This window comes from Pseudomonas sp. 5.2 (assembly GCF_059025405.1).
On record NZ_JBYBHH010000001.1, the window covers coordinates 481,432 to 508,374 of the forward strand.

At 62.9% G+C, this 26,943-nt stretch carries 22 protein-coding genes and 1 pseudogene; 9 read left to right on the forward strand and 14 right to left on the reverse strand.

Annotated elements, in window-relative coordinates:
- Positions 1-15: 15 nt before the first annotated feature.
- From AC5PZ0_RS02080 to AC5PZ0_RS02125, 10 genes are all read right to left on the reverse strand, one after another.
- Positions 16-567 (reverse strand): helix-turn-helix domain-containing protein, encoded by a 552-nt coding sequence (locus AC5PZ0_RS02080; protein WP_493854196.1) that lies wholly within the window; start codon positions 565-567, stop codon positions 16-18.
- Positions 560-1,849, reverse strand: a complete 1,290-nt coding sequence (locus AC5PZ0_RS02085) for an NAD(P)/FAD-dependent oxidoreductase (RefSeq protein WP_493854197.1) — start codon at positions 1,847-1,849, stop codon at positions 560-562. The genes AC5PZ0_RS02080 and AC5PZ0_RS02085 overlap by 8 nt, the downstream gene beginning before the upstream one ends.
- A gap of 164 nt (positions 1,850-2,013) precedes the next feature.
- Positions 2,014-3,972 (reverse strand): DNA topoisomerase III, encoded by a 1,959-nt coding sequence (locus AC5PZ0_RS02090; RefSeq protein ID WP_493854382.1) that lies wholly within the window; start codon positions 3,970-3,972, stop codon positions 2,014-2,016.
- A gap of 235 nt (positions 3,973-4,207) precedes the next feature.
- Entirely contained in the window at positions 4,208-4,636 is a 429-nt protein-coding gene (locus AC5PZ0_RS02095; RefSeq protein WP_027592744.1) for a GNAT family N-acetyltransferase, read from the reverse strand.
- A complete protein-coding gene (locus AC5PZ0_RS02100; protein WP_027592743.1) occupies positions 4,629-5,795 on the reverse strand; it encodes a ribosomal protein uL16 3-hydroxylase in 1,167 nt (388 codons plus the stop codon). The genes AC5PZ0_RS02095 and AC5PZ0_RS02100 overlap by 8 nt, the downstream gene beginning before the upstream one ends.
- An 81-nt stretch (positions 5,796-5,876) precedes the next feature.
- Entirely contained in the window at positions 5,877-7,247 is a 1,371-nt protein-coding gene (purB, locus tag AC5PZ0_RS02105) for an adenylosuccinate lyase (RefSeq protein WP_027592742.1), read from the reverse strand.
- Positions 7,248-7,483: 236 nt separating this feature from the next.
- Positions 7,484-8,110 (reverse strand): high frequency lysogenization protein HflD, encoded by a 627-nt coding sequence (hflD, locus tag AC5PZ0_RS02110; protein ID WP_027592741.1) that lies wholly within the window; start codon positions 8,108-8,110, stop codon positions 7,484-7,486.
- Positions 8,107-9,231, reverse strand: coding sequence for a tRNA 2-thiouridine(34) synthase MnmA (gene mnmA, locus AC5PZ0_RS02115; RefSeq protein WP_493854198.1), 1,125 nt, complete (start codon positions 9,229-9,231; stop codon positions 8,107-8,109). The genes hflD and mnmA overlap by 4 nt, the downstream gene beginning before the upstream one ends.
- 59 nt (positions 9,232-9,290) lie before the next feature.
- Positions 9,291-9,731, reverse strand: coding sequence for an NUDIX hydrolase (locus AC5PZ0_RS02120; RefSeq protein WP_027592739.1), 441 nt, complete (start codon positions 9,729-9,731; stop codon positions 9,291-9,293).
- Between the two features lie 204 nt (positions 9,732-9,935).
- Positions 9,936-12,161 carry an NADP-dependent isocitrate dehydrogenase gene (locus AC5PZ0_RS02125; RefSeq protein WP_027592738.1) on the reverse strand — a complete coding sequence of 742 codons (2,226 nt, stop codon included), beginning with the start codon at positions 12,159-12,161 and terminating at the stop codon, positions 9,936-9,938.
- A gap of 414 nt (positions 12,162-12,575) precedes the next feature.
- Here AC5PZ0_RS02125 and icd point away from each other — a divergent pair, with 414 nt between their 5' ends.
- Positions 12,576-13,832 carry an NADP-dependent isocitrate dehydrogenase gene (icd, locus tag AC5PZ0_RS02130; protein ID WP_027592737.1) on the forward strand — a complete coding sequence of 419 codons (1,257 nt, stop codon included), beginning with the start codon at positions 12,576-12,578 and terminating at the stop codon, positions 13,830-13,832.
- A gap of 71 nt (positions 13,833-13,903) precedes the next feature.
- Here the strand turns inward: icd and cspD are convergent.
- Positions 13,904-14,162: pseudogene (cspD, locus tag AC5PZ0_RS02135) on the reverse strand (cold shock domain-containing protein CspD); the annotation flags it as partial.
- 230 nt (positions 14,163-14,392) lie between these two features.
- Here cspD and clpS point away from each other — a divergent pair.
- Entirely contained in the window at positions 14,393-14,755 is a 363-nt protein-coding gene (clpS, locus tag AC5PZ0_RS02140) for an ATP-dependent Clp protease adapter ClpS (RefSeq protein WP_003251220.1), read from the forward strand.
- A 30-nt stretch (positions 14,756-14,785) separates the two neighbouring features.
- Positions 14,786-17,056 carry an ATP-dependent Clp protease ATP-binding subunit ClpA gene (gene clpA, locus AC5PZ0_RS02145; protein WP_099428815.1) on the forward strand — a complete coding sequence of 757 codons (2,271 nt, stop codon included), beginning with the start codon at positions 14,786-14,788 and terminating at the stop codon, positions 17,054-17,056.
- A 169-nt stretch (positions 17,057-17,225) separates the two neighbouring features.
- Here the strand turns inward: clpA and infA are convergent, their stop codons facing one another.
- The 3 genes from infA to aat form a co-directional block, all read right to left on the reverse strand.
- Entirely contained in the window at positions 17,226-17,444 is a 219-nt protein-coding gene (infA, locus tag AC5PZ0_RS02150; protein WP_002553999.1) for a translation initiation factor IF-1, read from the reverse strand.
- A gap of 102 nt (positions 17,445-17,546) precedes the next feature.
- On the reverse strand, positions 17,547-18,254 hold the full coding sequence (locus AC5PZ0_RS02155) for an arginyltransferase (protein ID WP_027592734.1): 708 nt from the start codon (positions 18,252-18,254) through the stop codon (positions 17,547-17,549).
- A 56-nt stretch (positions 18,255-18,310) separates the two neighbouring features.
- Positions 18,311-18,991 carry a leucyl/phenylalanyl-tRNA--protein transferase gene (aat, locus tag AC5PZ0_RS02160; protein WP_085272999.1) on the reverse strand — a complete coding sequence of 227 codons (681 nt, stop codon included), beginning with the start codon at positions 18,989-18,991 and terminating at the stop codon, positions 18,311-18,313.
- Positions 18,992-19,394: 403 nt separating this feature from the next.
- Between aat and AC5PZ0_RS02165 the strand changes: the two genes are divergently transcribed.
- The 6 genes from AC5PZ0_RS02165 (at position 19,395) to cysG (ending at position 26,903) form a co-directional block, all read left to right on the forward strand.
- On the forward strand, positions 19,395-21,806 hold the full coding sequence (locus tag AC5PZ0_RS02165) for a DNA translocase FtsK (RefSeq protein ID WP_177323873.1): 2,412 nt from the start codon (positions 19,395-19,397) through the stop codon (positions 21,804-21,806).
- A gap of 61 nt (positions 21,807-21,867) precedes the next feature.
- Positions 21,868-22,491 (forward strand): outer membrane lipoprotein periplasmic chaperone LolA, encoded by a 624-nt coding sequence (gene lolA, locus AC5PZ0_RS02170; protein ID WP_027592731.1) that lies wholly within the window; start codon positions 21,868-21,870, stop codon positions 22,489-22,491.
- 12 nt (positions 22,492-22,503) lie between these two features.
- Positions 22,504-23,829, forward strand: a complete 1,326-nt coding sequence (locus AC5PZ0_RS02175) for a replication-associated recombination protein A (RefSeq protein ID WP_085273001.1) — start codon at positions 22,504-22,506, stop codon at positions 23,827-23,829.
- Positions 23,826-24,200: a fluoride efflux transporter CrcB gene (gene crcB, locus AC5PZ0_RS02180; protein ID WP_085273002.1), complete on the forward strand. Its 375-nt coding sequence runs from the start codon at positions 23,826-23,828 to the stop codon at positions 24,198-24,200. Before AC5PZ0_RS02175 ends, crcB begins: the two co-directional genes overlap by 4 nt.
- A gap of 30 nt (positions 24,201-24,230) precedes the next feature.
- On the forward strand, positions 24,231-25,511 hold the full coding sequence (gene serS / locus AC5PZ0_RS02185; RefSeq protein WP_085273003.1) for a serine--tRNA ligase: 1,281 nt from the start codon (positions 24,231-24,233) through the stop codon (positions 25,509-25,511).
- The gene (cysG, locus tag AC5PZ0_RS02190) at positions 25,512-26,903 is read left to right on the forward strand and encodes a siroheme synthase CysG (RefSeq protein WP_027592727.1); all 1,392 of its coding nucleotides are present in this window, start codon (positions 25,512-25,514) and stop codon (positions 26,901-26,903) included.
- Positions 26,904-26,943 lie beyond the last annotated feature (40 nt).

A 26,943-nucleotide genomic window follows, 5' to 3' on the forward strand; every position in this document is an offset into this window, starting at 1 on the left:
GGTCATGCTGTGCTCTCATCGGAAGACCCAGAGAACCCGGGTCGTCTGGTCGGTCAGGTTGGCGTAGCGGAACTGGCTGTGCGGCGGCAGCTGAAAACTGTCGTTGCGCCGGAGTGTGACGGCCTCGGCGTGGCCATCGCGCCACAGCGTCAGCTCACCTTCCAGGACGAAACCGCCTTGCTCGGAACTGTCGTTCAGGTGCCCCTCGCCACTGCTGGCGCCGGGCGCCAAGTGGCTTTCGAGCATGGAAAAGCCACCATTCAAGGTAGGCGACACCAGCACGTCGCTGATGCCTTCGGCGTAGTAGATGGTGCGCCGCTCGCCCGGGCGGGTAACCCAGTCCAGCGGCCGGGGTTGGCCGGCCTGGTAGAAGTAGGTGGTCGGTACGTGCAGCGCTTCGCTGATTGCGGTCAGGTCGGCCACGGTTGGCCGTGACAAACCGCGCTCGACCTGGGACAGAAACCCCAGTGAGCGCTTGACCTTGCTGGCCAGCTCGTCGAGCGTCAGCCCGCGGTGCTTGCGCAGGTCGCGAATCAGCACCGCCAGTGTTTGAACTTCATCAGACATGGTCGCGCAACCTGTACCAAGCCTTGGCTGCGGCTTCCAGCGGTGCGGCCATCAAGTCGCCGCCTGGGAAGCGGCCGTTATCGATACCCTGGTACAGCGCCAGCAGGTCATCGTTGCCAAGGATCGCATCGCTGACCGCCCGCGCCCCGGCCAGGGTCGGCAGCACGCCGTGGCCCGAGAAGCCTTGTAACCAATAGCGCTCGCCGTCCCGGCCGATGTCGGGGGTGCGCTGGATGCTGCAGTCGATGTGGCCGCCCCAGGCATAGTCGATGGCCACGCCGGCCAACTGCGGGAACACCCGTTCAAGGTAGGGGCGGGTGGCGCTGGCCACATCCTTGGGGATGCCGCCCAGGTAGGTGCAGCCGCCGCCGAACAGTAGGCGGTTATCGGGGGTAAGGCGGAAATAGTCGGGTACGAACTGGTTGTCGATCACGCAGCTGTTGCGCGGCAACAATGACTTGGCGACGTCAGCTTCCAGGGGCGCGGTGGCGACTTGGTAGGAGCCGACGGGCAGCAAGCGGCGCGACAGGGCCGGGTCGAGGCGGTCGATGTACGCGTTGCAGGCCAGTACCAGGATTTGGCTGTGTACCTCGCCATGCTCAGTGCGGGTCACATAACCGTTGCCGGTCTGCTGGTAGCCGAGCACCTGGCTTTGCTCGAAAATGTGGCCACCGGCTGCCTCGATAGTGCTGGCAAGGCCTTGGGCGAGCTTGAGGGGGTTGAGGTGGGCGCCTTTGGCGTCATACAGCGCGGCTTGGTAGCGTGGGCTGTCGATCCACTGGGGCAGCTCGTCGCGCCCTATCAGGCGCAGGGCGTCATAACCCCATTTGGTTTCGGCGTCGTGCAGGGCTTCTTCAAGCATTTTTACGCGGCGCGGCAGCACGGCTGTCCATAAGCTGCCAAGCCGGTAGTCGATATCGAAGCCATGGCGCTGTGGCAGCTCACGTATTTCATCGGCGGCCCAGCACATGCTGTCCCACAAGCGCCGGGTGCGTTCTACACCAAGGGCCTTCTCCAGCGGTGGCATGTCGCACGACCAGCCCAGCAACGCCTGGCCGCCGTTGCGGCCGGAAGCGGCCCACGCCACACGGCTGGCTTCCAGCAGCGTGACACGCTTGCCGGCCATGGTCAGTCTCAGGGCGGTGTGCAGGCCGCTGAAACCTGCGCCGACAATGAGGATATCGGTGTCGTGGCGGCCTTGCAGGGTGGGGCGCAGGGGTATGCGGGTGGGGTAGGTCTGGGCGTAATAGCTGGCGATGTGTTGCGCGGATTGCTTGAACATGCCGGTGCCTCATGAAAATTATTGTGATTATTTTCATGAAAATTTAGCAGGTAAATTTCACGGCGCCAGTTCGTTGGTCGGGTTTTGTGCTTTTGCTGTGTTTTGGTGCCGCCTGTGACGGCCTCTTCGCGGGCAAGCCCGCTCCCACAGGTACTGTTCAGGCTTTAGGTCGCTGCCTTTTTACGAGGTTGCCTTGGCTTGCCTGCTGCTGGTTTGCTTCCGGTGGCTTTACTTTTGCTGCCGCCCCGGCGCTTCTTTTTCCAAGGTGGTGCGGCGCCGGCCGCAGGCGCGGTAATGGTCATGCGCATGCCGCTGCAGCGTTCGACCAGCTTGCCCATCCAGGCCGACTGCCGGGCGACGAACTCTTCCAGGCTCATTTCACCGCTCTGCACCATGTCCAGTGCCTGCTCCCAGATGGCCGTGGTCCCGGGGTCGGCAATGGCCCTGGGTACGGCGTCGATGAGGCTGAAGGCTGCGGGCGTCGCGGACAAGGCCTTGCCGTTCTTGACCAGATAACCACGGTCGAGCAGGCCCTGGATGATGCTGGCCCGTGTCGCTTCGGTGCCGATGCCCGTGGTTTCCTTGAGCTTCTGCTTCAACCGCGGGTCATCCACCAGTTTGGCGACGTTTTTCATGGCCTTGATCAGGTCGCCTTCGGTAAAGGGCTTGGGTGGCTGGGTCCACATGTCCTTGAGTTGCAGCCCTTGTACGTTGCAGTCCTGGCCTTCGCGCAGGGCTGGCAGAACCTGGGCCGGCGGCGCCTCGCGGCCTTTGGCCGGGGCCAGCGCCTCGGGCAAGGCACGGCGCCAGCCAGGCTCGACGATTTGCTTACCCACGGCACGCAAGGCATGGCCTGCACAGTCGAAATCGGCCTGGGTGCGGTCGTACTCGTGGTTGGGCAGGAACTGCGCCAGGTAACGGGCACGGATGAGGGTATAGACCGCCTTGAACTTGGCGGGCAGGCGCGAGGGGTCGCTGGCCGCGGCAGTGGGGATGATGCCGTGGTGGGCACTGACCTTGGCGTCGTTCCAGGCGCGGGAGCGTCGCTGGGGCTCCAGGTGAGCCTGCAGCGGCGCTAGGCTGCCATCGGCGCGCTGCAGAGCGGCAAGGATGGCGGGGGCCTCGGCGTGCTGGCTCAGCGGCAGGTAACCACAGTCGCTGCGCGGGTACGTGATCAGCTTGTGGGTTTCGTACAGGGCCTGGGCGATGTCGAGGGTTTCCTGGGCGCCGAAGCCGAACTTCTTTGAGCACAGCTCCTGCAGGGTGCCCAGGTCGAAGGGCAGGGGGGCGGCTTCGCGTACGCGTTCAGTCGCCACCTTGGCCACGCGGGCAGTGCCCGCATTGCCCATGTCGGCGGCAGCCTGTTGCGCCAGCGCCTGGTTGAGGCACCGGCCCTGGTCGTCACAGGCATCTTCCGGGGCCCGCCACTGGGCATTGAAGCTCTGGCCGGCCTGTTCGAGTTGCACGTCGATGGCCCAGAACGGCACGGGGACGAAGTCGGCGATGCTGCGGTCACGGTCCACCACCAGGCGCAGGGTCGGGGTCTGTACCCGGCCTACCGGCAGTACGCCCTGGTAGCCGGATTGGCGCCCGAGCAAGGTGAACAGCCGGCTCATGTTCATGCCGATCAGCCAGTCGGCGCGGGAGCGGCCCAGCGCCGAGTGATAAAGGCTGAAGGTTTCCTGGCCCGGCAGCAGGCGTGCCAGGGCCTTGCGGATGGAGGCTTCATCAAGGGCCGACAGCCACAGGCGCTGGATCGGCCCGCGGTAACGGCAGTGCTCGACCAGTTCGCGGGCGATCATTTCGCCTTCGCGGTCGGCGTCGGTGGCGATGACCAGCTCGCGCGCCTCGCCTAGTAGGCGTTTGACGGCCTTGAACTGGCTGGCGGTCTTAGGCTTGACCAGCATCTTCCATTTTTCGGGAATGATCGGCAGGTCGGCGAGGTTCCAGCGCTTGTAGCGTTCGTCATAACTGTCGGGCGGGGCGGTTTCGAGCAGGTGGCCGATGCACCAGGTGACGCAGACGTCGGTGCCTTGCCAGCAGCCGTCGGCCTTGCGGTTGGCGCCGAGCACTTTGGCGATGTCTTTTGCCTGGGAGGGTTTTTCGCAGAGGAACAGGCGCATGGCCGAGCACGCTTCATCGGGGGTGATGGGCACTAGGATGCGCAAGCAGGGGCGCAGAGGCAAGTTTTATCTGGATGGATGTACAGGTTTTTGTCAGTGGAGATGTATTGTCTTTGCTGGCCTCTTCGCGGTGCAAGCCCGCTCCCACAAGCCCTCCACTGCATTCAGGATCAGTGCAAGACTTGTGGGAGCGGGCTTGCCCCGCGAAGGGGTCAGTGAAACCACTGCATATGGATCAGGCGCGAGAGTCGCGCACCATGTCCACATGCGGGATGCCGGCTTCAAGGAACTCTTCGCTGACTACGCGAAAGCCCAAGCGCTCGTAGAACGGCGTGGCGTGTACCTGGGCACTGAGCATCTGCTGCTTCAGGTCGCTGTTCTGGGCCTCGACGATGACCGCATTCATCAGTGCATCGCCAACCTTCAGGCCGCGCCAATCCTTGAGCACCGAAACCCGGCCGATGGTGCCGTCAGGCAGCAGGCGGGCGGTACCGATCGGGTAGTCACCCTCCAGGGCCAGGAAGTGCACCGCGGTCGGATCGTCCGAGTCCCACTCAAGCTCCGGTGGTACATGCTGTTCGGCAATGAACACCGCCTCACGGATGCGGCGGATGTCGGCGTTGTCCTTATGCCAGTCAGCGAGGCGCACACGAATTTTATTCATTGGCGAATCCCAGGCTTCCTTGTTTGATCAGCTGCTGTACCAGCATAAGGCCATCTTCATCCTGCAGCCACTCTGCAAGGTTTTCGATGTGTAACGCATCGGCAGCACAGACCAGCTTCAGCAGTTCACGCAGTTTGGCCGGCAATGGGCAGCTGCGGCCGCTGGCGAACAGCATCAGGTCGTCGTTGAGTTCGGACCAGGCCATGCGCGCGCTTGGGTTGCGGATCAGGATGGCGCCATCTTCCAGCGCTTCGATCAGCTGTTCCTCAGTGAGCTCTTCACCCACGACCTGCTCCGGGTAGCGCGGCTCGGTCATGAACTGGCCGAACCAGGTCAGCAGCAGGTCTTTGTCACCCATGTGCTTGTCGAGCAGGCCTTTGAGGCGGTCGAGGGCGTCGTGCTGGATCTGGTGCGGGTCGCTGACCGGCTGGGCGTCGGCGTCGCTGTAGCGCTCTTCGTCTGGCAGGAACTGGCCGAGGAAGTCGGTGAAGTGGGTCAGCACTTCGGCAGCGCTTGGCGCGCGGAAGCCGACCGAGTAGGTCAGGCAGTCGTCTTCGGCTACGCCGTAGTGGGCCAGGCGCGGCGGCAGGTAGAGCATGTCGCCAGGTTCCAGGGTCCACTCACCGCTCTGTTCGAAGTCGGCGAGGATGCGCAGGTCGGCGTGCTCGATCAGCGGGCTGTCGCTGTTGCACATCTGGCCGATCTTCCAGTTGCGCTTGCCGTGGCCTTGCAGCAGGAACACGTCGTAGTTGTCGAAGTGCGGGCCGACGCTGCCACCCGGGGCGGCGAAGCTGACCATCACGTCGTCGATGCGCCAGCTGGGCAGGAAGCGGAATTCTTCCAGCAGTTCGGCCACTTCCGGTACGAACTGGTCCACGGCCTGTACCAGCAAGGTCCAGTCACGCTCGGGCAGGGTGGCGAAGACTTCTTCTTCGAACGGGCCGCGGCGCAGCTCCCACGGGCGCTCGCCGTGTTCGAGCACCAGGCGCGATTCGACTTCTTCTTCAAGCGCCAGGCCGGCCAGTTCGTCGGGCTCGATCGGGCTGATGAAGTCGGGGAAGGCCTGGCGTACCAGCAGGGGCTTCTTCTGCCAGTAGTCGCGCATGAATTCGCGGGCCGAGATGCCGCCCAGCAGCTGCAGTGGAGTATCAGGATTCATGTTCAACCTATTGAAAAAACGTAATTTTCGTACGGGAATAAAAACGCCCGGCTAAGCCGGGCGTTGAACGCGACGGTCAGCTTAGATGCGTTTGGCCTGCGCTGCCGCGTTACCGATGTAAGTGGCAGGGGTCAGCTGCTTGAGCTCGGCCTTGGCGTCGGCTGGCATGTCCAGGCCGTCGATGAAGGTCAGCAGCGCCTCAGGGGTGATGCCCTTGCCACGGGTCAGCTCTTTGAGCTTCTCGTACGGGTTCTCGATGTTGAAGCGGCGCATGACGGTCTGGATCGGCTCGGCCAGGACTTCCCAGCAGGCGTCCAGGTCGGCGGCGATACGTGCGGTGTTGACTTCCAGCTTGCCGATGCCCTTCAGGCTGGCTTCGTAGGCGATGACGCTGTGAGCGAAGCCCACGCCCAGGTTGCGCAGCACGGTGGAGTCGGTCAGGTCGCGCTGCCAGCGCGAGATCGGCAGCTTGCTGGCCAGGTGCTGGAACAGCGCATTGGCGATACCCAGGTTGCCTTCAGAGTTCTCGAAGTCGATCGGGTTGACCTTGTGCGGCATGGTCGACGAGCCGATTTCACCGGCGACGGTCTTCTGCTTGAAGTAGCCCAGGGAGATGTAGCCCCAGACGTCGCGGTCGAAGTCGATGAGGATGGTGTTGAAGCGGGCGATCGCGTCGAACAGCTCGGCGATGTAGTCGTGCGGCTCGATCTGCGTGGTGTACGGGTTGAACTGCAGGCCCAGCTCGTCTTCGATGAAGGCGCGGGCGTTGGCTTCCCAGTCGATCTGCGAGTAGGCCGACAGGTGGGCGTTGTAGTTGCCCACGGCGCCGTTGATCTTGCCCAGCAGTGGCACGGCGGCTACCTGAGCGATCTGGCGCTCCAGGCGGTACACGACGTTGGCCAGCTCTTTACCCAGGGTGGTCGGCGAAGCCGGTTGGCCGTGGGTGCGCGACAGCATCGGCACGTCGGCCAAGGCGTGGGCCTGGGCGCGGATGGCGTCGGCGATCTGGCGCATCAGCGGCAGCAGCACGTCGTCGCGGCCAGCGCGCAGCATCAGGGCGTGGGACAGGTTGTTGATGTCCTCGCTGGTGCAGGCGAAGTGGATGAACTCGCTAACCTTGGCCAGCTCAGGCAGTTGGGCAGCCTGCTCTTTGAGCAGGTACTCGATGGCCTTGACGTCGTGGTTGGTGGTGCGCTCGATTTCCTTGACGCGTTCGGCGTGCTCGAGCTTGAAGTCGGTGGCCAGGGTGTCCAGCAGGGCGTTGGCTTCGGCGGAGAACGCCGGCACTTCGCCGATCTGCGGGTGGGCGGCCAGGCGCTGCAACCAGCGCACTTCGACCAGGGCGCGGAAACGGATCAGGCCGTATTCGCTGAAAATGGGGCGCAAGGCCTGGGTTTTGCCGGCATAACGGCCGTCTACAGGGGAAACCGCAGTGAGCGAGGAAAGCTGCATGGGGTGTTCTCGGACAGTCAGGCTTTTGGAAGGGCGCATATCATACATGAAAAAAGCGCCCGGGTCGGGTGGCTGACCAAAGGTCGGGCCTATAAAAACATCTCGCAGTGCCTTTGCGGGAGCGGCCTTGTGTCGCGAAAGGGCTGCGCGGCAGCCCCGGCAATCTTTGAGAGGCTGGGGCTGCTGTGCAGCCCATTCGCAGCGCAAGGCTGCTCCTACAAGGGTCGGCGTTGCCTTCAGGAAGGCGTACGCATCATGTCGTACAGTTCGTTGAGCAGCTTGCGACGGCTGAACACCAGCTGCCAGCGATGGCCGCCCAGCTGGCGCCACAGGCGCGCGGCTCGGATGCCGGCCAGCAGCAGGGCGCGGATTTTGGAGGCATTGCTGGCCTGCTGCAGGAAGCGCATGTCGCCGTGTACCTGGATACGCTGGCGCAAGGTGCTCAGGGTGTCCTGGTACAAGGCGCCACTGGAGGCGATGACGTTTTCATGAACCAGGCCAAAATGGTCGGCCTGTGACTGGATCTGCGGCAGGCGGTTGCCGATGGTGTCGAGCAGGTCGCCGCGCTTGGCCAGTTGGCGTTCCAGGCCCAACATGGACAGGGCATAGCGCAGGGGCTCGCGCTGCAGGCTGCTGGGGTCGCGCTCCAGGGCGCCGACCAGGGCGCGGTAGCCGTCCCGCAGGTTGAGGTCGTCACCGCCGAACACCTCCAGGGTGTCCTTGGGGTCGCGCACCAGCAGGCTACCCAGCATGCAGCCGATGTTGGCCTCGCTGGCCTGGCCGGTGCGGGCGATGCGGTCGACCAGCACGGCGGCCTGGAACACGCCGCCCAGGGCAATCAATTGCTCCTGCAGGTTGCTCATGCGCGCGGGCTCCAGGGCTCGGCAGTCTCGATCACGCCGCCGCCCAGGCACGCCTCACCGTCATAGAACACCACCGACTGGCCTGGGGTGACCGCGCGTTGCGGTTCGTCGAACACGGCGCGGTAACCGCTCTCGGTCAGTTCCAGGGTGCAGTGCTGGTCGCTCTGGCGGTAGCGCACCTTGGCGGTGAGCTTGCGCGGGCTGCTGAGGTCGATCGGGTTGACCCAGTAGATTTCCGAGGCGAGCAGGGCGCGGGAGAACAGCCAAGGGTGTTCATTGCCCTGGCCGACCACCAACACATTGCGGGCCAGGTCCTTGTGCAGCACGTACCACGGCTCGTCGCCAGCGTCCTTCAGGCCGCCGATACCCAGGCCCTGGCGCTGGCCGATGGTGTGGTACATCAGGCCATGGTGGCGGCCGATGACTTCGCCGTCGGTGGTCTGGATTTCACCGGGCTGGGCGGGCAGGTACTGCTTGAGGAAGTCGCTGAAACGGCGCTCGCCGATGAAGCAGATACCGGTGGAGTCTTTTTTCTTGGCGGTGGCCAGGCCATGCTTTTCGGCAATGGCGCGCACCTCTGGCTTTTCCAGCTCGCCGACCGGGAACAGGGTACGGGCGATTTCTTTGCCGCCAACCGCATGCAGGAAGTAGCTCTGGTCCTTGTTCGGGTCGAGCCCCTTGAGCAGCTCGGTGAGCGCGCCGGTGTCGCGACGGCGCACGTAGTGGCCGGTGGCGATCAGGTCGGCGCCCAGCGACAGGGCGTAGTCGAGGAACGCTTTGAACTTGATTTCGCGGTTGCAGAGGATGTCCGGGTTGGGCGTGCGGCCGGCTTTGTACTCTTCGAGGAAGTGCTCGAAGACGTGGTCCCAGTACTCGGCGGCGAAGTTGGCGGTGTGCAGCTTGATGCCGATGCGGTCGCACACGGCCTGGGCGTCGGCCAGGTCTTCACGGGCTGTGCAGTATTCGGTGCCGTCGTCCTCTTCCCAGTTCTTCATGAACAGCCCTTCCACCTGGTAGCCCTGCTCCATGAGCAGAAGGGCGGAGACGGAGGAGTCCACGCCGCCGGACATGCCGACGATGACGCGGGTCTTGGCGGGGTCTTTGAGTGCTGGGCTGGTCATGGCTACCGATGTGTATCAGAGGGGAAAAACGCCGATTCTATCAAACCCGAGGCTGCACGTCAGTCGCGCAGCAGCGTGAGGCTGTGCAGCGGGCCAGCGAGGTAGTCGTCGAGGCAGCGCGGTACCAGCTCGCTGCGCCAGCGGGTGGGGTCGGCCAGCAGCTCGTCGCGGGTCAGCCAGACGGCGCGGACGATGTCGCTGTCCAGTGCCAGGTCGGCATGGTGGCGCACGGGGCGGGCGGCGAAGCAGATGCGCTGATAAGTCACGCCATTGCTGGGGGCGGTGTACAGGTAGATGCCGACCACGCCGGTCAGTTCGACTTCCCAGGCGGTTTCTTCGAGGGTTTCGCGCAGGGCGGCCTGGGGCAGGGTTTCGTTGGGTTCGAGGTGGCCGGCGGGTTGGTTGAAGACGTGCTGGCCGGCTTTGAATTCTTCGACGAACAGGAATTTACCTTCGTGCTCGACGAGGGTGGCGACGGTGATGTGGGGTTGCCAGGTCATTGAAGTGTCCTTGTCGATTGCCGGGACCGCGTTGCGGTCCATCGCCGGCAAGCCAGCTCCCACAGGTGATGCATACATCTCAGGGTATGCACATTGCCTGTGGGAGCTGGCTTGCCGGCGATGGGCTGCAAAGCAGCCCCCAAGATCCAGAAAGCACAAACCCCGGTGCGTGGCCGGGGTTTGTGGGGTTACTTCAAGCGGACCTTACAGGGCGGCAATGGCGCTGTTGAAGGTCTGGCTTGGGCGCATCACCTTGGCGGTCAGCTCGGCATTCGGGGCGTAGTAGCCACCGATGTCTGCCGGCTTGCCTTGAACGGCGTTGAGCTCGGCGACGATGGTCGCTTCGTTCTCGGCCAGGGCTTTTGCCAGCGGTGCGAAGCGCGCCTGCAGGGCGGCGTCGTCAGCCTGAGCAGCCAGGGCCTCGGCCCAGTACAGGGTCAGGTAGAAGTGGCTGCCGCGGTTGTCGATACCACCGACTTTGCGCGAAGGCGACTTGTTGGTGTCGAGGAACTTGCCGGTGGCCTGGTCCAGGGTGTTGGCCAGGACTTTGGCGCGCGGGTTGTCGTAGGTGTTGCCCAGGTGCTCCAGGGAAGCGGCCAGGGCCAGGAATTCACCCAGCGAGTCCCAACGCAGGAAGTTCTCTTCAACCAGCTGCTGCACGTGCTTCGGTGCCGAACCGCCAGCGCCGGTTTCGAACAGGCCACCGCCGTTCATCAGCGGGACGATCGACAGCATCTTGGCGCTGGTGCCCAGCTCCATGATCGGGAACAGGTCGGTCAGGTAGTCGCGCAGCACGTTGCCGGTCACCGAGATGGTGTCCTTGCCTTCGCGGATGCGAGCCAGGGAGAACTTGATGGCATCGACCGGTGCCAGGACACGGATGTCCAGGCCAGCGGTGTCGTGATCCTTCAGGTACTTCTGGACTTTCTCGATCATCACGCCGTCGTGGGCGCGAGCCGGGTCCAGCCAGAACACCGCCGGGGTGTTGCTCAGGCGGGCACGGTTGACGGCCAGCTTGACCCAGTCTTGGATCGGCGCGTCTTTGGTCTGGCACATGCGGAAGATGTCACCGGCTTCGACGTTCTGCTGCAGCACGACCTGGCCTTTGCCATCGACCACACGAACCACGCCATCGGCCTGGATCTGGAAGGTCTTGTCGTGGGAGCCGTACTCTTCGGCTTTCTGCGCCATCAGGCCAACGTTCGGTACGCTGCCCATGGTGGTCGGGTCGAAGGCACCGTTGACTTTGCAGTCTTCGATGGTGGCCTGGTAGATGCCGGCGTAGCAACGGTCCGGGATGATCGCCTTGGCGTCTTGCAGCTCGCCGGCGGTGTTCCACATCTTGCCCGAGTCACGGATCATGGCCGGCATCGAGGCGTCGACGATGACGTCGCTCGGCACGTGCAAGTTGGTGATGCCTTTGTCGGAGTTGACCATGGCCAGGGCCGGGCGAACGGCGTACAGGGCCTGGATGTCGGCTTCGATCTCGGCCTGCTTGTCAGCTGGCAGGTCCTTGATGCGGGCGTACAGGTCGCCGATGCCGTTGTTGGCGTTGAAGCCCACTTCAGCCAGTGCAGCGGCGTGCTTGGCCAGCACGTCGTTATAAAACTCTTCGACGATGACGCCGAACATGATCGGGTCGGAGACCTTCATCATGGTGGCTTTCAGGTGCACCGACAGCAGCACGCCGGAGGCCTTGGCATCGGCGATCTGCTCGGCGATGAAGGCTTTCAGGGCTTTGCGGCTCATGGTCGCGCAGTCGACGATTTCGGCAGCCTTGACCGCGGTCTTGGCTTTCAGGACGGTGGTGGTGCCGTCTTTGGCGACCAGCTCGATGCGCAGGCTGTCGTCAGCCTCGATCAGGGCAGCCTTTTCGCTGCCATAGAAGTCGCCTTGGGTCATGTGGGCAACGTGCGACTGCGAGTCGGCAGCCCAGGCGCCCATCTTGTGCGGGTGCTTGCGTGCGTAGTTCTTGACCGACAGCGGCGCGCGGCGGTCAGAGTTGCCTTCGCGCAGTACCGGGTTAACGGCGCTGCCTTTGATGCGGTCGTAACGGGCGCGAGATTCTTTTTCGGCCTCGGTGGACGGCTCGTCGGCGTAGTCAGGGATGTTGAAGCCCTTGCCTTGCAGTTCCTTGATCGCGGCCTTGAGCTGCGGTACCGAGGCGCTGATGTTCGGCAGCTTGATGATGTTCGCTTCAGGGGTGGTAGCCAGTTGGCCCAGTTCCGCCAGGTGATCGCCTACTTGCTTCTCGGCGCCCAGTTGCTCCGGGAATGCCGCGAGGATACGGCCGGCCAGGGAGATGTCGCGAGTTTCGACGGCGATGTCAGCGGAAGCGGTGAAGGCTTCGACGATCGGCAGCAGCGAGTAGGTGGCGAGGGCGGGGGCTTCGTCGGTGAAGGTATAGATGATCTTGGAACGGGTGGGCATGCGGGTTAACTCTCTATGTGCTGAGCGTACTCGAGTCTCGAGGTGCGCAGGGTAGGCGCTTCGCCCTGGCGACGCCATGAGCGGAAAGTCGAGAGGCTGCGAGCGGTGATGGTGGATGCATCAGTCGAGCGTCAAGTGCTGAGCTGCGGTAACAGCCCAGGCTTTGTGGCCATTCTTGGCCAAGGGCGAGCCGCATTTTCCTAGGGATCGCCCCAATGACCCTTCGGTCGCGGCGGAGTATATCAAACCCTTTGGGCTAATCAGCAAGGCCAAGTGACATCGGCGCCATTTATAAGACCAAAGACGTAGGGGCAATGTGGCGCGATGTCGCAGCCCTTGCAGGTCGGCAGATGTGGTTTAGGCTCATTGGATTGCAGGATGTCCAATCACACCCGAAAGCGGAGTAGTGCAAGCATGGGATACCAGAAAATCAAGGTTCCGACCGACGGCACCAAGATCACCGTCAATGCAGACCATTCGCTCAATGTGCCCGATAACCCCATCATTCCTTATATCGAAGGCGATGGGATTGGCGTCGATGTCTCGCCGGTGATGATCAAGGTCGTGGACGCCGCCGTGCAGAAGGCCTACGGCGGCAAGCGCAAGATTGCCTGGATGGAGGTGTACGCGGGCGAGAAGGCCACCCAGGTCTATGACCAGGACACCTGGCTGCCGCAGGAAACCCTCGATGCAGTGCGCGAGTACGTGGTGTCGATCAAGGGCCCGCTGACCACGCCGGTCGGAGGCGGTATCCGCTCGCTGAACGTGGCGTTGCGCCAGCAGCTTGACCTGTATGTGTGCCTGCGCCCGGTGGTGTGGTTCCAGGGCGTGCCGAGCCCGGTGAAAAAACCGGGCGATGTCGACATGGTGATCTTCCGCGAGAACTCCGAAGACATCTACGCCGGCATCGAATGGAAAGCCGGCTCGCCCGAGGCGAACAAGGTGATCAAGTTCCTCAAGGAGGAAATGGGCGTCACCAAGATCCGTTTCGACCAGGACTGCGGTATCGGCGTCAAACCCGTTTCCCGCGAGGGCACCAAGCGCCTTGTGCGCAAGGCTCTGCAATACGTGGTGGACAACGACCGCGAGTCGCTGACCCTGGTGCACAAGGGCAACATCATGAAGTTCACCGAAGGGGCCTTCAAGGATTGGGGCTACGAGGTGGCTCGCGACGAGTTTGCTGCCGAGCTGCTCGACGGCGGCCCCTGGATGACGTTCAAAAACCCCAAGACTGGGCGTGAGGTCATCGTCAAGGATGCCATCGCCGACGCCATGCTCCAGCAGATCCTGCTGCGCCCGGCCGAATACGACGTGATCGCCACCCTCAACCTCAACGGCGACTACCTGTCCGACGCGCTGGCGGCAGAGGTGGGTGGTATTGGCATTGCGCCGGGTGCCAACCTGTCCGATACCGTGGCCATGTTCGAGGCCACCCACGGCACCGCGCCCAAGTACGCCGGGCAGGACAAGGTCAACCCGGGGTCAGTGATTCTGTCTGCAGAGATGATGCTGCGCCACATGGGCTGGACCGAGGCGGCCGACCTGATCATCAAGGGCACCAACGGCGCGATTGCCGCCAAGACCGTGACCTATGACTTCGAACGCCTGATGGACGGGGCGACGCTGGTGGGCAGCTCGGGCTTTGGCGATGAGATGATCAAGCATATGTGAGGCAAGAGAAAACCGGTCGCCTGGCTAAAGAGGCGACCGGTTTTTTCGTATACCCACACGGAGCAGTGGTCAGGCTCTGGCGGTTTCGCTTGCGGTCTGGCCTTGGGCCTTGGCAGCCGCAGCGGCAGCGGCGTCCTTTATGTTGACCGCGTGCAGGCCTTTGGGGCCCTGGATGATGTCGAACTCCACGGACTGGCCAGCCTTCAGCGTCTTGTATCCGTCCATCTGGATGGCCGAGTAATGAGCGAAAAGGTCATCGGATTTACCTTCCTCGTTGATGAATCCGTAGCCCTTGGCATTGTTGAACCACTTGACTTTACCGCTTGCCATCCCTATGTCCCTCTGCAAAGGACTCCATCACTGGAGTATCATCCACTTCATCCGCATACGAACCATGCGAAAAATCTGGTTGACTGCGCGGATCTTTATCGACCACGGTGGGTTCTTATTGGTTGTAACACCGTTTTGCCGATAGTCAAGGTCATGCGGCGCGTGCGCCGGAGGCTGACTTTGCGCTCAACCCACAACTTTAACCTGTCGATCATGATGAAATTCTTTCCATGCATGCACCTAGTGAGATTCGACTAACATTCAATCAGGATCGCCCGCAATCGAATGAGGACGACGGCTCAGGTCTTGCTGTCCAGGAAGCCAAGCCGATCCTGCAGGCGCCACCGATGTACAAGGTGGTTTTGTTCAACGATGACTACACACCAATGGATTTCGTCGTCGAAGTGCTCGAGACGTTCTTCAGTCTGAACCGCGAGCTGGCGACCAAGATCATGCTGACCGTCCATACCGAGGGGCGGGCAGTGTGCGGATTGTTTACCCGTGACATCGCCGAAACAAAGGCCATGCAGGTCAACCAATACGCCAGGGAAAGCCAGCATCCGCTACTCTGTGAAATCGAGAAGGACGGTTAATCGCCGACCACTTGGGTATGAGGTGAAGCTATGTTAAACCGCGAGCTCGAAGTCACCCTCAATCTGGCCTTCAAGGAGGCTCGTTCGAAGCGTCATGAGTTCATGACCGTCGAACATCTGCTGCTGGCACTCCTTGACAATGAGGCTGCTGCGACCGTTCTGCGCGCCTGTGGCGCCAATCTCGACAAACTCAAGCACGACCTGCAAGAGTTCATCGATTCCACCACACCCCTGATTCCGGTCAACGACGAAGACCGCGAAACCCAGCCGACCCTGGGCTTCCAGCGTGTGCTGCAGCGTGCCGTGTTCCATGTGCAGAGCTCCGGCAAGCGCGAAGTGACCGGCGCCAATGTGCTGGTGGCGATCTTCAGCGAACAGGAAAGCCAGGCCGTGTTTCTGCTCAAGCAGCAGAGCGTGGCCCGTATCGACGTGGTCAACTACATCGCTCATGGTATTTCCAAGGTGCCGGGCCATGGCCCCAACACCGAAGGCGACCAGGAGATGCAGGACGAGGACGGTGGCGAAACGTCATCGTCGAGCAACCCGCTGGATGCCTATGCCAGCAACCTGAACGAACTGGCACGTGCCGGGCGCATCGATCCGCTGGTGGGCCGTGAGCAGGAAGTCGAGCGTGTTGCGCAGATCCTGGCGCGCCGGCGCAAAAACAACCCGCTGCTCGTCGGTGAGGCCGGGGTGGGCAAGACGGCCATCGCCGAAGGCCTGGCCAAGCGTATCGTCGACGGCCAGGTGCCTGACCTGCTGGCCCAGAGCGTGGTGTATTCCCTCGACCTGGGTGCACTGCTGGCCGGTACCAAGTACCGCGGCGACTTCGAGAAGCGCTTCAAGGCGCTGCTCGGCGAGCTGCGCAAACGCCCGCAGGCGATCCTGTTCATTGACGAGATCCACACCATCATCGGCGCCGGTGCGGCTTCCGGTGGGGTCATGGATGCGTCCAACCTGCTCAAGCCGCTGCTGTCGTCTGGCGACATTCGCTGCATCGGTTCGACCACCTTCCAGGAATTCCGCGGCATCTTCGAGAAGGACCGTGCCCTGGCACGGCGTTTCCAGAAGGTCGATGTCAGCGAGCCTTCGGTGGAAGACACCGTGGGGATCCTGCGCGGGCTCAAGGGCCGGTTCGAGAGCCACCACAACATCGAGTACAGCGACGAAGCCCTGCGCGCCGCTGCAGAGCTGGCCTCGCGCTACATCAACGACCGGCACATGCCGGACAAGGCCATCGACGTGATCGACGAGGCGGGTGCCTACCAGCGCCTGCAGCCTGAGGCAAACCGGGTCAAGCGTATCGAGGTGCCACAAGTCGAAGACATCGTCGCCAAGATCGCGCGGATTCCGCCAAAGCATGTCACCAGTTCCGACAAGGAGCTGCTGCGCAACCTTGAGCGTGACCTGAAGCTGACCGTGTTCGGGCAGGACCCGGCCATCGACTCGCTGGCGACGGCGATCAAGCTGTCCCGTGCGGGGCTCAAGGCGCCCGACAAGCCGGTGGGTTCGTTCCTGTTTGCCGGGCCTACCGGTGTCGGCAAGACCGAAGCGGCGCGGCAGTTGGCCAAGGCGCTGGGTGTGGAGCTGGTGCGCTTCGACATGTCCGAGTACATGGAGCGGCATACCGTTTCGCGCTTGATCGGTGCACCGCCTGGCTATGTCGGGTTCGACCAAGGTGGCCTGTTGACCGAGGCGATCACCAAGCAGCCGCATTGCGTGTTGCTGCTGGACGAAATCGAGAAGGCGCACCCTGAAGTCTTCAACCTGCTGCTGCAGGTGATGGACCACGGCACGCTGACCGACAATAACGGGCGTAAGGCAGACTTCCGTAACGTGATCCTGATCATGACCACCAACGCCGGGGCAGAGACTGCGGCGCGGGCTTCGATCGGGTTTACCCATCAGGACCATGCGTCCGATGCCATGGAAGTCATTCGCAAGAGCTTCACGCCGGAGTTCCGCAACCGCCTGGACACCATCATCCAGTTTGGCCGCCTGAGCCACGAAACCATCAAGAGCATCGTCGACAAGTTCCTTATCGAACTGCAGGCTCAGCTGGAAGATAAACGTGTGCTGTTGGAGGTCAGTGATGAAGCACGCGGCTGGCTGGCGGCGTCGGGCTACGATGTGCAGATGGGTGCACGGCCGATGGCGCGGCTGATCCAGGACAAGATCAAGCGGCCGCTGGCTGAAGAGATCCTGTTCGGTGAGCTGGCCGAGCATGGCGGCGTGGTGCACGTCGACTTGCGCGATGGCGAGTTGGTGTTCGACTTCGAGACCACGGCTGAGGTGGCGTGATGGCTGGGGCCGCTTTGCGGCCCATTCGCAGCGCAAGGCTGCTCCTACAGGGTGTCACATTCCCAGGTAGGAGCAGCCTTGTGCTGCGAATGGGCTGCAAAGCAGCCCCAGCCATTCTTGAAGGCACAAAAAAGCCCGGCACTTGGCCGGGCTTTTTCATGGCTTGGGCTTAGCGCGCACGATACGTGATGCGGCCTTTGCTCAGGTCGTAAGGTGTCAGTTCGACGCGGACCTTGTCGCCAGTGAGAATACGGATGTAGTTCTTGCGCATCTTTCCGGAGATGTGCGCGGTTACGACGTGCCCGTTTTCCAACTCCACGCGGAACATGGTGTTGGGCAGGGTGTCGACGACAGTACCTTCCATTTCGAAGCTGTCTTCTTTCGACATGCAGTTGAGCCCTCGGTGTCCAGTGTTGGCCCGACGCATAACCGCACCGGGCAAAAAAGTGGCGTGGATTATGCCGGAAAATAGTATTTCAAGCCAATGCTTTCAGTTGAGGGTGACCCAGCGCTGGTTGATCAGCAGCTCGATGGGGCGATACTGGGTCTTGTAGTTCATCTTCTTGCAGTTCTTGATCCAGTACCCGAGGTAAACCGCCTCCAGGTTCTGCCGAAGGGCTTCGGTGATCTGCCAGAGGATGGCGAAACGGCCCAGGCTGCGGCGCTCTTCATCGGGCTCGTAGAAGGTGTAGACCGCCGACAAGCCGTTGGGCAGCAGGTCGCATACCGCCACCGCCAGCAGGCGCCCTGCCAGGCGGAACTCGTAGAACCAGCAGAAGGGCAGGTCACGTACCAGGAAGGTGGAAAACTGATCACGGCTGGGCGGGTACATGTCGCCGTCGGCATGACGGGTTTCGATGTAGCGCCGGTACAGGTCGAAATACTCTTCCTTGAACGCCGGGCGTGCGGCGGTCACGGTCAAGTCGGCGTTGCGCTTGAGAATGCGCCGTTGCTGGCGGTTGGGGATGAAGCGCGCCGCCGGAATGCGTGCTGGCACACAGGCGTTGCAGTTTTGGCAATGGGGGCGGTACAGGTGATCGCCACTGCGCCGAAAACCCATCTCCGACAGGTCGGCGTACACGTTCACGTCCATTGGCTGGCTGGGGTCGAGAAACAGCGTGGTTGCCTGCTCCTCGGGCAGGTAGCTGCAGGAGTGGGGTTGAGTGGCATAAAACTTCAACCGCGCCAACTCTGTCATGATCAACCCCTTCGGTGAGACTTTGCCTTAAGTGTAAGCCAGCTCTGAGAACTCGCCTAGGGAACCCAGGTGGCGCTGTTGGGCTGGTCGAGGTAGCGTGCCAGGTAGTCGGCAAAGTCGGCGCGGCTGATGGCGCGCGCGCCCAGGCTGTGCAGGTGGTTGGTCGGCATCTGGCAGTCGATCAGCACAAAACCGGCCTGGCGCAGGTGTGCGACCAGCGTCACGAAGCCGACCTTGGAGGCATTGTCGGCGCGGCTGAACATCGATTCGCCGAAGAACAGGCGGCCCATGGCCAGGCCGTACAGGCCGCCGACCAGCTCACCGTCCTGGCGCACCTCCACCGAATGGGCGTAGCCAAGCCGGTGCAGCTCGCAGTAGGCCGCGCGCAGGGTGTCGGTGATCCAGGTGCCGTCGGCGTAGTCACGCGGCGCGGCGCAGGCGGCGATCACGCCGGCGAAGTCGGTGTCGAAACTGACCTGGTAATGGCCCTGTCGCATGAACTTGGCCAGCGAGCGCGAGACGTGCAGTTCGTCTGGCAGCAGCACGGTGCGAGGGTTGGGTGACCACCAGAGGATCGGCTGGCCATCCTGGTACCAGGGGAAGCAGCCGTGGCGATAGGCCTGCACCAGGCGCTCGGGGCTCAGGTCGCCGCCGGCGGCGAGCAAGCCGTTGGGTTCGTGCAGGGCCTTTTCCAGGGGCGGAAAGGTCAGCGAGTCGCGGGTCAGCCAGGTAAGCATGGTCTATCGTGCGGTGGGGGAGGGGAGTGGTCAGCATGGCGTGGCTGAAAAGCAGGGTCAATCACTGCGGTTCATTCGCCGTAGCGCAGGCAGCCCTTTAGGCATTTTCCTACACATTCATGAGGCCTCAGGCACCATCCGGGACATTTGCTGTCACACCTGTGCAAAAACACAGCATAAGCCTTTGTCACAAAAGAAAATGCATGCTCAAATTGCAGCTAAGTGAAAGCAGCCCCCTCAAGCCCATGTGCGGCGCGCCGCCATGGCGGCTGGCGGGCAGTAATGTTAAAAGTAGTGGTTCATTGGCCAGACACCGGCCGATCACTATTGGACGCGCAGCACGCGCAGGAATAGACGCGTTTTGAAGAAATCCACCGCAACTCCAGCTCCCTTGCCAGTGCCTATGTGGCGGCAGCAGCTGCACTATCGTCTCAAGGAAGGTGCGTTGATCGCTGTCGGCGCCCTGTGCCTGTACCTGTGGATGGCGCTGCTGACGTACGACACTTCCGACCCTGGCTTCAGCCATACCAGCAACATTGACCAGGTGCAAAACGCCGCCGGGCGAGCAGGGGCCTACTTCGCCGACATCCTGTTCATGGTGCTGGGCTATTTCGCCTATATCTTCCCGCTGTTGCTGGCGATCAAGACCTGGCAGATCTTCCGCGAGCGCCACCAACCCTGGGAGTGGAGCGGCTGGCTGTTCTCCTGGCGCCTGATCGGGCTGGTGTTCCTGGTGCTGTCGGGCGCAGCCCTGGCGCATATCCATTTCCACCCGCCGGCGAGCATTCCGTTCTCCGCGGGCGGTGCCCTCGGCGAAAGCCTGGGCGAACTGGCGCGCAGCCTGCTGAACGTGCAGGGCAGCACGTTGATGTTCATTGCCCTGTTCCTGTTTGGCCTGACGGTGTTCACCGACCTGTCCTGGTTCAAAGTGATGGACCTTACCGGCAAGATCACCCTCGACCTGTTCGAACTGGTGCAAGGCGCCGCCAACCGCTGGTGGGAAGCCCGCAACGAGCGCAAGCGCCTGGAGGCGCAGTTGCGTGAGGTGGATGAACCGAGTTTCAACACCGCGCCAGCGGCTGCGCAAAAGCGCGAGCCGGTCAAGCCTCAGCTGCGTGAGCGTAGCGTCGAGCGCGAAGAGGCGCCCGCCCGGCCTGCCCCACCGCGCGAACCCGTGGTGGCGCGCGAGACAGTGGTGCCCCGCGAGCAACCTGCGGCGCCAGTGATCATCCCGCCAGCCCCGGCCAAGGCGCCGGAGCCGAGCAAGCGGGTGATGAAGGAAAAACAGACCCCGCTGTTCGTCGACAGCGCTGTGGAAGGCACGTTGCCGTCGATCTCCATTCTCGATCCGGCCGAGCAGAAAAAGATCGAGTACTCGCCAGAATCCCTGGCCGGTGTTGGCCAACTGCTGGAAATCAAGCTCAAGGAATTTGGCGTGGAAGTCTCGGTGGACTCCATCCACCCAGGCCCGGTCATTACCCGCTACGAAATCCAGCCCGCGGCAGGGGTCAAGGTCAGCCGTATCGCCAACCTGGCCAAGGACCTGGCGCGCTCGCTGGCGGTGACCAGCGTGCGCGTGGTCGAGGTAATCCCGGGCAAGACCACCGTGGGTATCGAGATCCCTAACGAAAACCGGCAGATGGTGCGCTTCTCTGAAGTGCTGTCGTCGCCGCAGTTCGACGAGTCCAAGTCGCCGGTTGCATTGGCCTTGGGCCATGACATCGGTGGCAAACCGGTGATCACCGACCTGGCCAAGATGCCGCACCTGCTGGTGGCCGGTACTACCGGTTCTGGTAAGTCGGTGGGTGTGAACGCGATGATCCTGTCGATTCTGTTCAAGTCCGGCCCGGAAGACGCGCGGCTGATCATGATCGACCCGAAGATGCTCGAACTGTCGATCTACGAAGGCATCCCGCACCTGTTGTGCCCGGTGGTCACCGACATGAAGGACGCCGCCAACGCGCTGCGCTGGAGCGTCGCCGAGATGGAGCGGCGCTACAAGCTGATGGCCGCGATGGGCGTGCGTAACCTGGGCGGCTTCAACCGCAAGATCAAGGACGCTCAGGAGGCCGGCGAGGTCATCCACGACCCGCTGTACCGTCGCGAGAGCATGGACGACGAGCCACCCGCGCTGAAGACCCTGCCGACCATCGTGGTGGTGGTCGACGAATTCGCCGACATGATGATGATCGTCGGCAAGAAGGTCGAAGAACTGATCGCCCGTATCGCCCAGAAAGCGCGGGCCGCCGGTATTCACCTGATCCTCGCCACCCAGCGCCCGTCGGTTGACGTGATCACCGGCCTGATCAAGGCCAACATCCCGACGCGCATGGCGTTCCAGGTGTCGAGCAAGATCGACTCCCGCACCATCATCGACCAGGGTGGCGCCGAGCAGTTGCTCGGTCACGGTGACATGCTGTACATGCCGCCCGGTACCAGCCTGCCGATCCGCGTGCACGGTGCGTTCGTTTCCGATGACGAAGTGCACCGCGTGGTGGAAGCCTGGAAGCTGCGTGGCGCGCCGGACTACAACGACGACATCCTCAACGGCGTCGAAGAGGCCGGCAGCGGCTTTGAAGGCGGCGGCGGTGGTGGTGACGGCGACGATTCGGAAAGCGATGCACTGTATGATGAAGCCGTGCAGTTCGTGCTCGAGAGCCGCCGTGCCTCCATTTCCGCTGTGCAGCGCAAGCTGAAGATCGGCTACAACCGTGCCGCACGCATGATCGAGGCAATGGAGATGGCCGGCGTGGTCACCCCGATGAACAGCAACGGCTCGCGGGAAGTGATAGCCCCAGGCGGCCCGCGCGATTGATGAACACCTTGCCGGGCGCCTGCTGGGCGCCTGGCTCATTTACTGTCCTACGAGGATTTCCATGCGCGCGATTCGCATGCTGTTGGTTTCTGCCCTGGCCATGGGCTCTGTGTCGGCCCATGCCGGCGAGTTGGACGTGAAGCGCCTGACCCAGTTGCTGGAAAAGTCGCAGACGATCGATGCCAATTTCTCTCAGCTGACGCTGGGTGCCGACGGCACCAGCTTGCAGGAGACCAAGGGCCAGATGACCGTCAAGCGCCCGGGCCTGTTCTACTGGCACACCGATGCCCCGCAGGAGCAGGTGGTGGTGTCTGATGGCAAGATGGTCACCCTGTGGGACCCGGACCTTGAGCAGGCCACCATCAAGAAGCTTGATGTACGCCTGAACCAGACCCCGGCGCTGCTGCTGTCCGGTGACGTGTCGAAGATCAGCCAAAGCTTCGACATCGCGTCCAAGGAGCAGGGCGAAGTCATGGATTTCACCTTGAAGCCGAAAACCAAGGACACCTTGTTCGACTCCCTGCGCGTGTCGTTCCGCAAGGGCCTGATCAATGACATGCAGCTGATCGACAGCGTCGGCCAGCGGACCAACATCCTGTTCAGTGGGGTGAAGGCCAACCAGGCAGTGCCTGACAGCAAGTTCAAGTTCGATGTCCCGAAAGGCGCGGATATCATCCAGGAGTAACCGGAGCCCGTGATGGACCTGTTTCGAAGCGAACCCGTCGCCCAGCCCCTGGCTGCTCGCCTGCGCCCGTCCAACCTGGACGAGTACGTTGGCCAGGAGCACCTGCTGGCGCGCGGCAAGCCGCTGCGCGAGGCGCTGGAGCAGGGGGCGTTGCACTCGATGATCTTCTGGGGGCCGCCCGGGGTGGGCAAAACCACCCTGGCGCGGCTGCTGGCACAGTTCTGTGACGCGCACTTCGAAACGGTCTCGGCGGTACTGGCAGGGGTCAAGGAGATTCGCCAGGCGGTCGAGGTGGCCAAGCAGCAGGCGGCCCAGTATGGCCGACGGACCATCCTGTTCGTCGACGAAGTGCACCGCTTCAACAAGTCGCAGCAGGACGCCTTTTTGCCCTACGTGGAAGACGGCACGCTGATTTTCATTGGCGCCACCACCGAAAACCCGTCCTTCGAGCTGAACAATGCGTTGCTTTCGCGCGCGCGGGTGTACGTGCTCAAGAGCCTGGACGAGCCGGCGCTGCGCAAGCTCGTCGACCGTGCCTTGAGCGAAGAGCGCGGCCTGGGCAAACACAACCTGCAGGTGGGCGACGAGGCCTTCAAGATGCTCATGGCTGCCGCCGACGGCGATGGCCGGCGCATGCTCAACTTTCTGGAAAACGCCTCGGACCTGGCTGAAGATGGCAGCGAAATTGGCGTCGAGCTGCTGCAAAGCCTGCTCGGTGATAGCCGTCGGCGCTTCGATAAGGGCGGCGAGGCGTTCTATGACCAGATCTCGGCGTTGCACAAATCGGTGCGTGGCTCCAACCCCGATGCCGCGCTGTACTGGTTCGCGCGTATGCTCGATGGGGGGTGCGACCCGCTGTACATCGCCCGCCGCGTGGTGCGCATGGCCAGCGAAGACATCGGCAACGCCGACCCGCGTGCCCTGAGCCTGTGCCTGTCGGCGTGGGACGTTCAAGAGCGCCTGGGCAGCCCCGAGGGTGAGTTGGCCGTGGCCCAGGCCATCACCTACATCGCCTGTGCGCCAAAGAGCAATGCAGTGTACATGGGCTTCAAGACTGCCCTGCGCGAGGCGGCCGAGCATGGTTCGCTGGAAGTGCCGCTGCACCTGCGTAACGCCCCGACCAAGTTGATGAAGCAATTGGGCTACGGCGACGAATACCGCTATGCCCATGACGAGCCCGATGCCTACGCTGCGGGCGAGGATTACTTCCCTGATCAGCTTGAGCCCCGCCAGTATTACCAGCCCGTACCCCGTGGCCTGGAGCTGAAAATCGGCGAGAAGCTGCGGCACCTGGCCGAGCTGGATCGCAGCAGCCCCCGGCAACGGAGAAAACCGTGATTGCATTGATCGCCGCCGTCAGTGCAGGCGGCATCGCCGGCACGTTACTGCGCTTCGCCACCACGAACTGGGTGGTTGCCCACTGGCCACGGCACTTCTATCTCGGTACGCTGGCGGTCAATTTGATCGGCTGCCTGTTGATCGGCCTGCTGTATGGCCTGTTTTTGCACAAGCCCATGGTCCCGGTCGAGCTGCGCGCGGGCCTGATCGTCGGCTTCCTGGGCGGCTTAACCACGTTTTCCTCCTTTTCGCTCGATACCGTACGCCTCATGGAAAGCGGGCAGATGCCCCTGGCTTTGGGCTATACCGGTATCAGCGTGGTGGGCGGGCTGCTCGCGACCTGGGCCGGCCTGTCCTTGACCCGATTCTGAACCAACACCTACACATAACGAGAGAACGATATGCTCGATTCCAAACTGTTACGCGGCCAACTTCAGGAAGTGGCGGATCGCCTGGCCTCCCGTGGCTTCAGCCTGGATGTCGCGCGCATCGAATCACTGGAAGAGCGCCGCAAGGCCGTGCAGACGCGCACCGAGCAACTGCAGGCCGAGCGTAACGCCCGTTCCAAGTCCATCGGCCAGGCCAAGGCCAAGGGCGAAGATATCGCGCCGCTGATGGCCGACGTCGAGCGCATGGCCAATGAGCTGGCCGCAGGCAAAGTCGAGCTGGACGGCATCCAGGCTGAGCTGGATGGCATCCTGCTGACCATTCCTAACCTGCCGGACGCCAGCGTGCCGGTTGGTGCCAGCGAAGACGACAACGTTGAAGTACGCCGCTGGGGCACCCCTAAGGCCTTCGACTTCGAAATCAAAGACCACGTCGCCCTGGGCGAAATCAGCGGTGGCCTGGACTTCGAAGCGGCAGCCAAGCTGTCCGGCGCCCGCTTTGCCGTGCTGCGTGGCCCGATTGCCCGTCTGCACCGCGCCCTGGCGCAGTTCATGATCAACCTGCACACCGGTGAGCACGGCTACGAAGAGCACTACACCCCGTACCTGGTACAAGCGCCGGCCCTGCAGGGCACCGGCCAGCTGCCGAAGTTCGAGGAAGACCTGTTCAAGATCAGCCGCGAAGGCGAGGCTGACTTCTACCTGATCCCAACCGCCGAGGTTTCGCTGACCAACTTGGTTGCCGGTGAAATCCTCGATGCCAAGCAACTGCCGCTCAAGCTGGTCGCCCACACGCCTTGCTTCCGCAGTGAAGCCGGCGCATCGGGCCGTGACACCCGTGGCATGATCCGCCAGCACCAGTTCGACAAGGTCGAAATGGTCCAGGTAGTCGAGCCATCCAAGTCGATGGAAGCCCTCGAAGGCCTGACCGGCAATGCCGAGCGCGTGCTGCAGCTGTTGGAACTGCCCTACCGGGTACTGGCGCTGTGCACCGGCGACATGGGCTTCGGTGCGGTGAAAACCTACGACCTGGAAGTGTGGGTACCGAGCCAGGACAAGTACCGCGAGATCAGCTCCTGCTCCAACTGCGGTGATTTCCAGGCGCGTCGCATGCAAGCCCGCTGGCGCAACCCGGAAACCGGCAAACCAGAGCTGGTGCATACCCTCAACGGTTCTGGCCTGGCAGTAGGCCGCACCCTGGTGGCGGTATTGGAGAACTACCAGCAGGCCGACGGTTCGATCCGTGTGCCTGAGGTGCTCAAGCCGTACATGGGTGGTGTCGAGGTCATCCGCTAAATGGATTACCTGCCACTGTTCCACAAGCTGCAGGGCGGCCGGGTACTGGTCGTCGGCGGCGGTGAAATTGCCTTGCGCAAAGCGCGCCTGCTGGCGGATGCCGGCGCCGCGCTGCGCGTGGTGGCGCCCGAGGTTGACGGCCAACTGGCCGCACTGGCCCGGGAAGGTGGCGGCGAGGTCTTGGTGCGCGGCTATCAGGCGCCCGACCTGGTCGGTTGCCGGCTGGTGATCGCGGCCACTGATGACGCTGGGCTGAACGCCCAGGTGTCGGCCGATGCCCAGGCGCTCAACCTGCCGGTCAACGTGGTGGACGCGCCGGCCCTGTGCACGGTGATCTTCCCGGCCATCGTCGACCGCTCGCCGTTGGTGGTGGCAGTCTCCAGTGGGGGTGATGCGCCCGTGCTGGCGCGTTTGATTCGCGCCAAGCTGGAAGCGTGGATCCCTTCGGCCTACGGCGAACTGGCCGGGCTGGCGGCGCGGTTCCGGCACCAGGTCAAACGCCTGTACCCAGACGTCAACCAGCGTCGCGGCTTTTGGGAAAATGTCTTCCAGGGCCCGATTGCCGAGCGTCAGCTGGCCGGGCAGGGTGCCGAGGCCGAACGCCTGTTGCAGGCCATGGTCGATGGCGCGCCGGTGCAGCAGGGCGGTGAGGTGTATCTGGTGGGGGCAGGGCCGGGCGATCCGGACTTGTTGACCTTCCGCGCCTTGCGCCTGATGCAGCAGGCCGATGTGGTGCTGTACGACCGCCTGGTGGCCCCGGCCATCATCGACATGTGCCGGCGTGATGCCGAGCGTATCTACGTCGGCAAGCGCCGCGCTGACCATGCCGTGCCGCAGGACCAGATCAACCGCCTGCTGGTCGACTTGGCCAAGCAGGGCAAGCGCGTGCTGCGCCTCAAGGGTGGCGATCCATTCATCTTTGGCCGTGGTGGCGAGGAGATCGAACAGCTGGCCGAGCAGGGCATCCCCTTCCAGGTGGTGCCCGGCATTACCGCGGCCAGTGGTTGTTCAGCCTATGGCGGCATCCCGCTGACCCATCGCGACTACGCCCAATCGGTGCGCTTCGTGACTGGGCACCTCAAGGATGGCACCAGCAATTTGCCTTGGGATGACCTGGTGGCACCGGCGCAAACCCTGGTGTTCTACATGGGGTTGGTGGGCTTGCCGACCATTTGCGCCGAACTGATTCGTCATGGGCGTGCGGCCAGTACGCCAGCGGCGCTGGTGCAGCAAGGCACTACGCGCAATCAACGGGTGTTTACGGGCACCCTGGCGGATTTGCCGGCGCTTGTCGCCCAGCATGAAGTGCATGCACCGACCCTGGTGATTGTTGGGGAAGTGGTGCAGTTGCGTGAGAAGCTGGCGTGGTTTGAAGGTTCGCAACATAGCTGAAACGGGTGGGGCCGCTTTGCGGCCTTTCGCAGCACAAGGC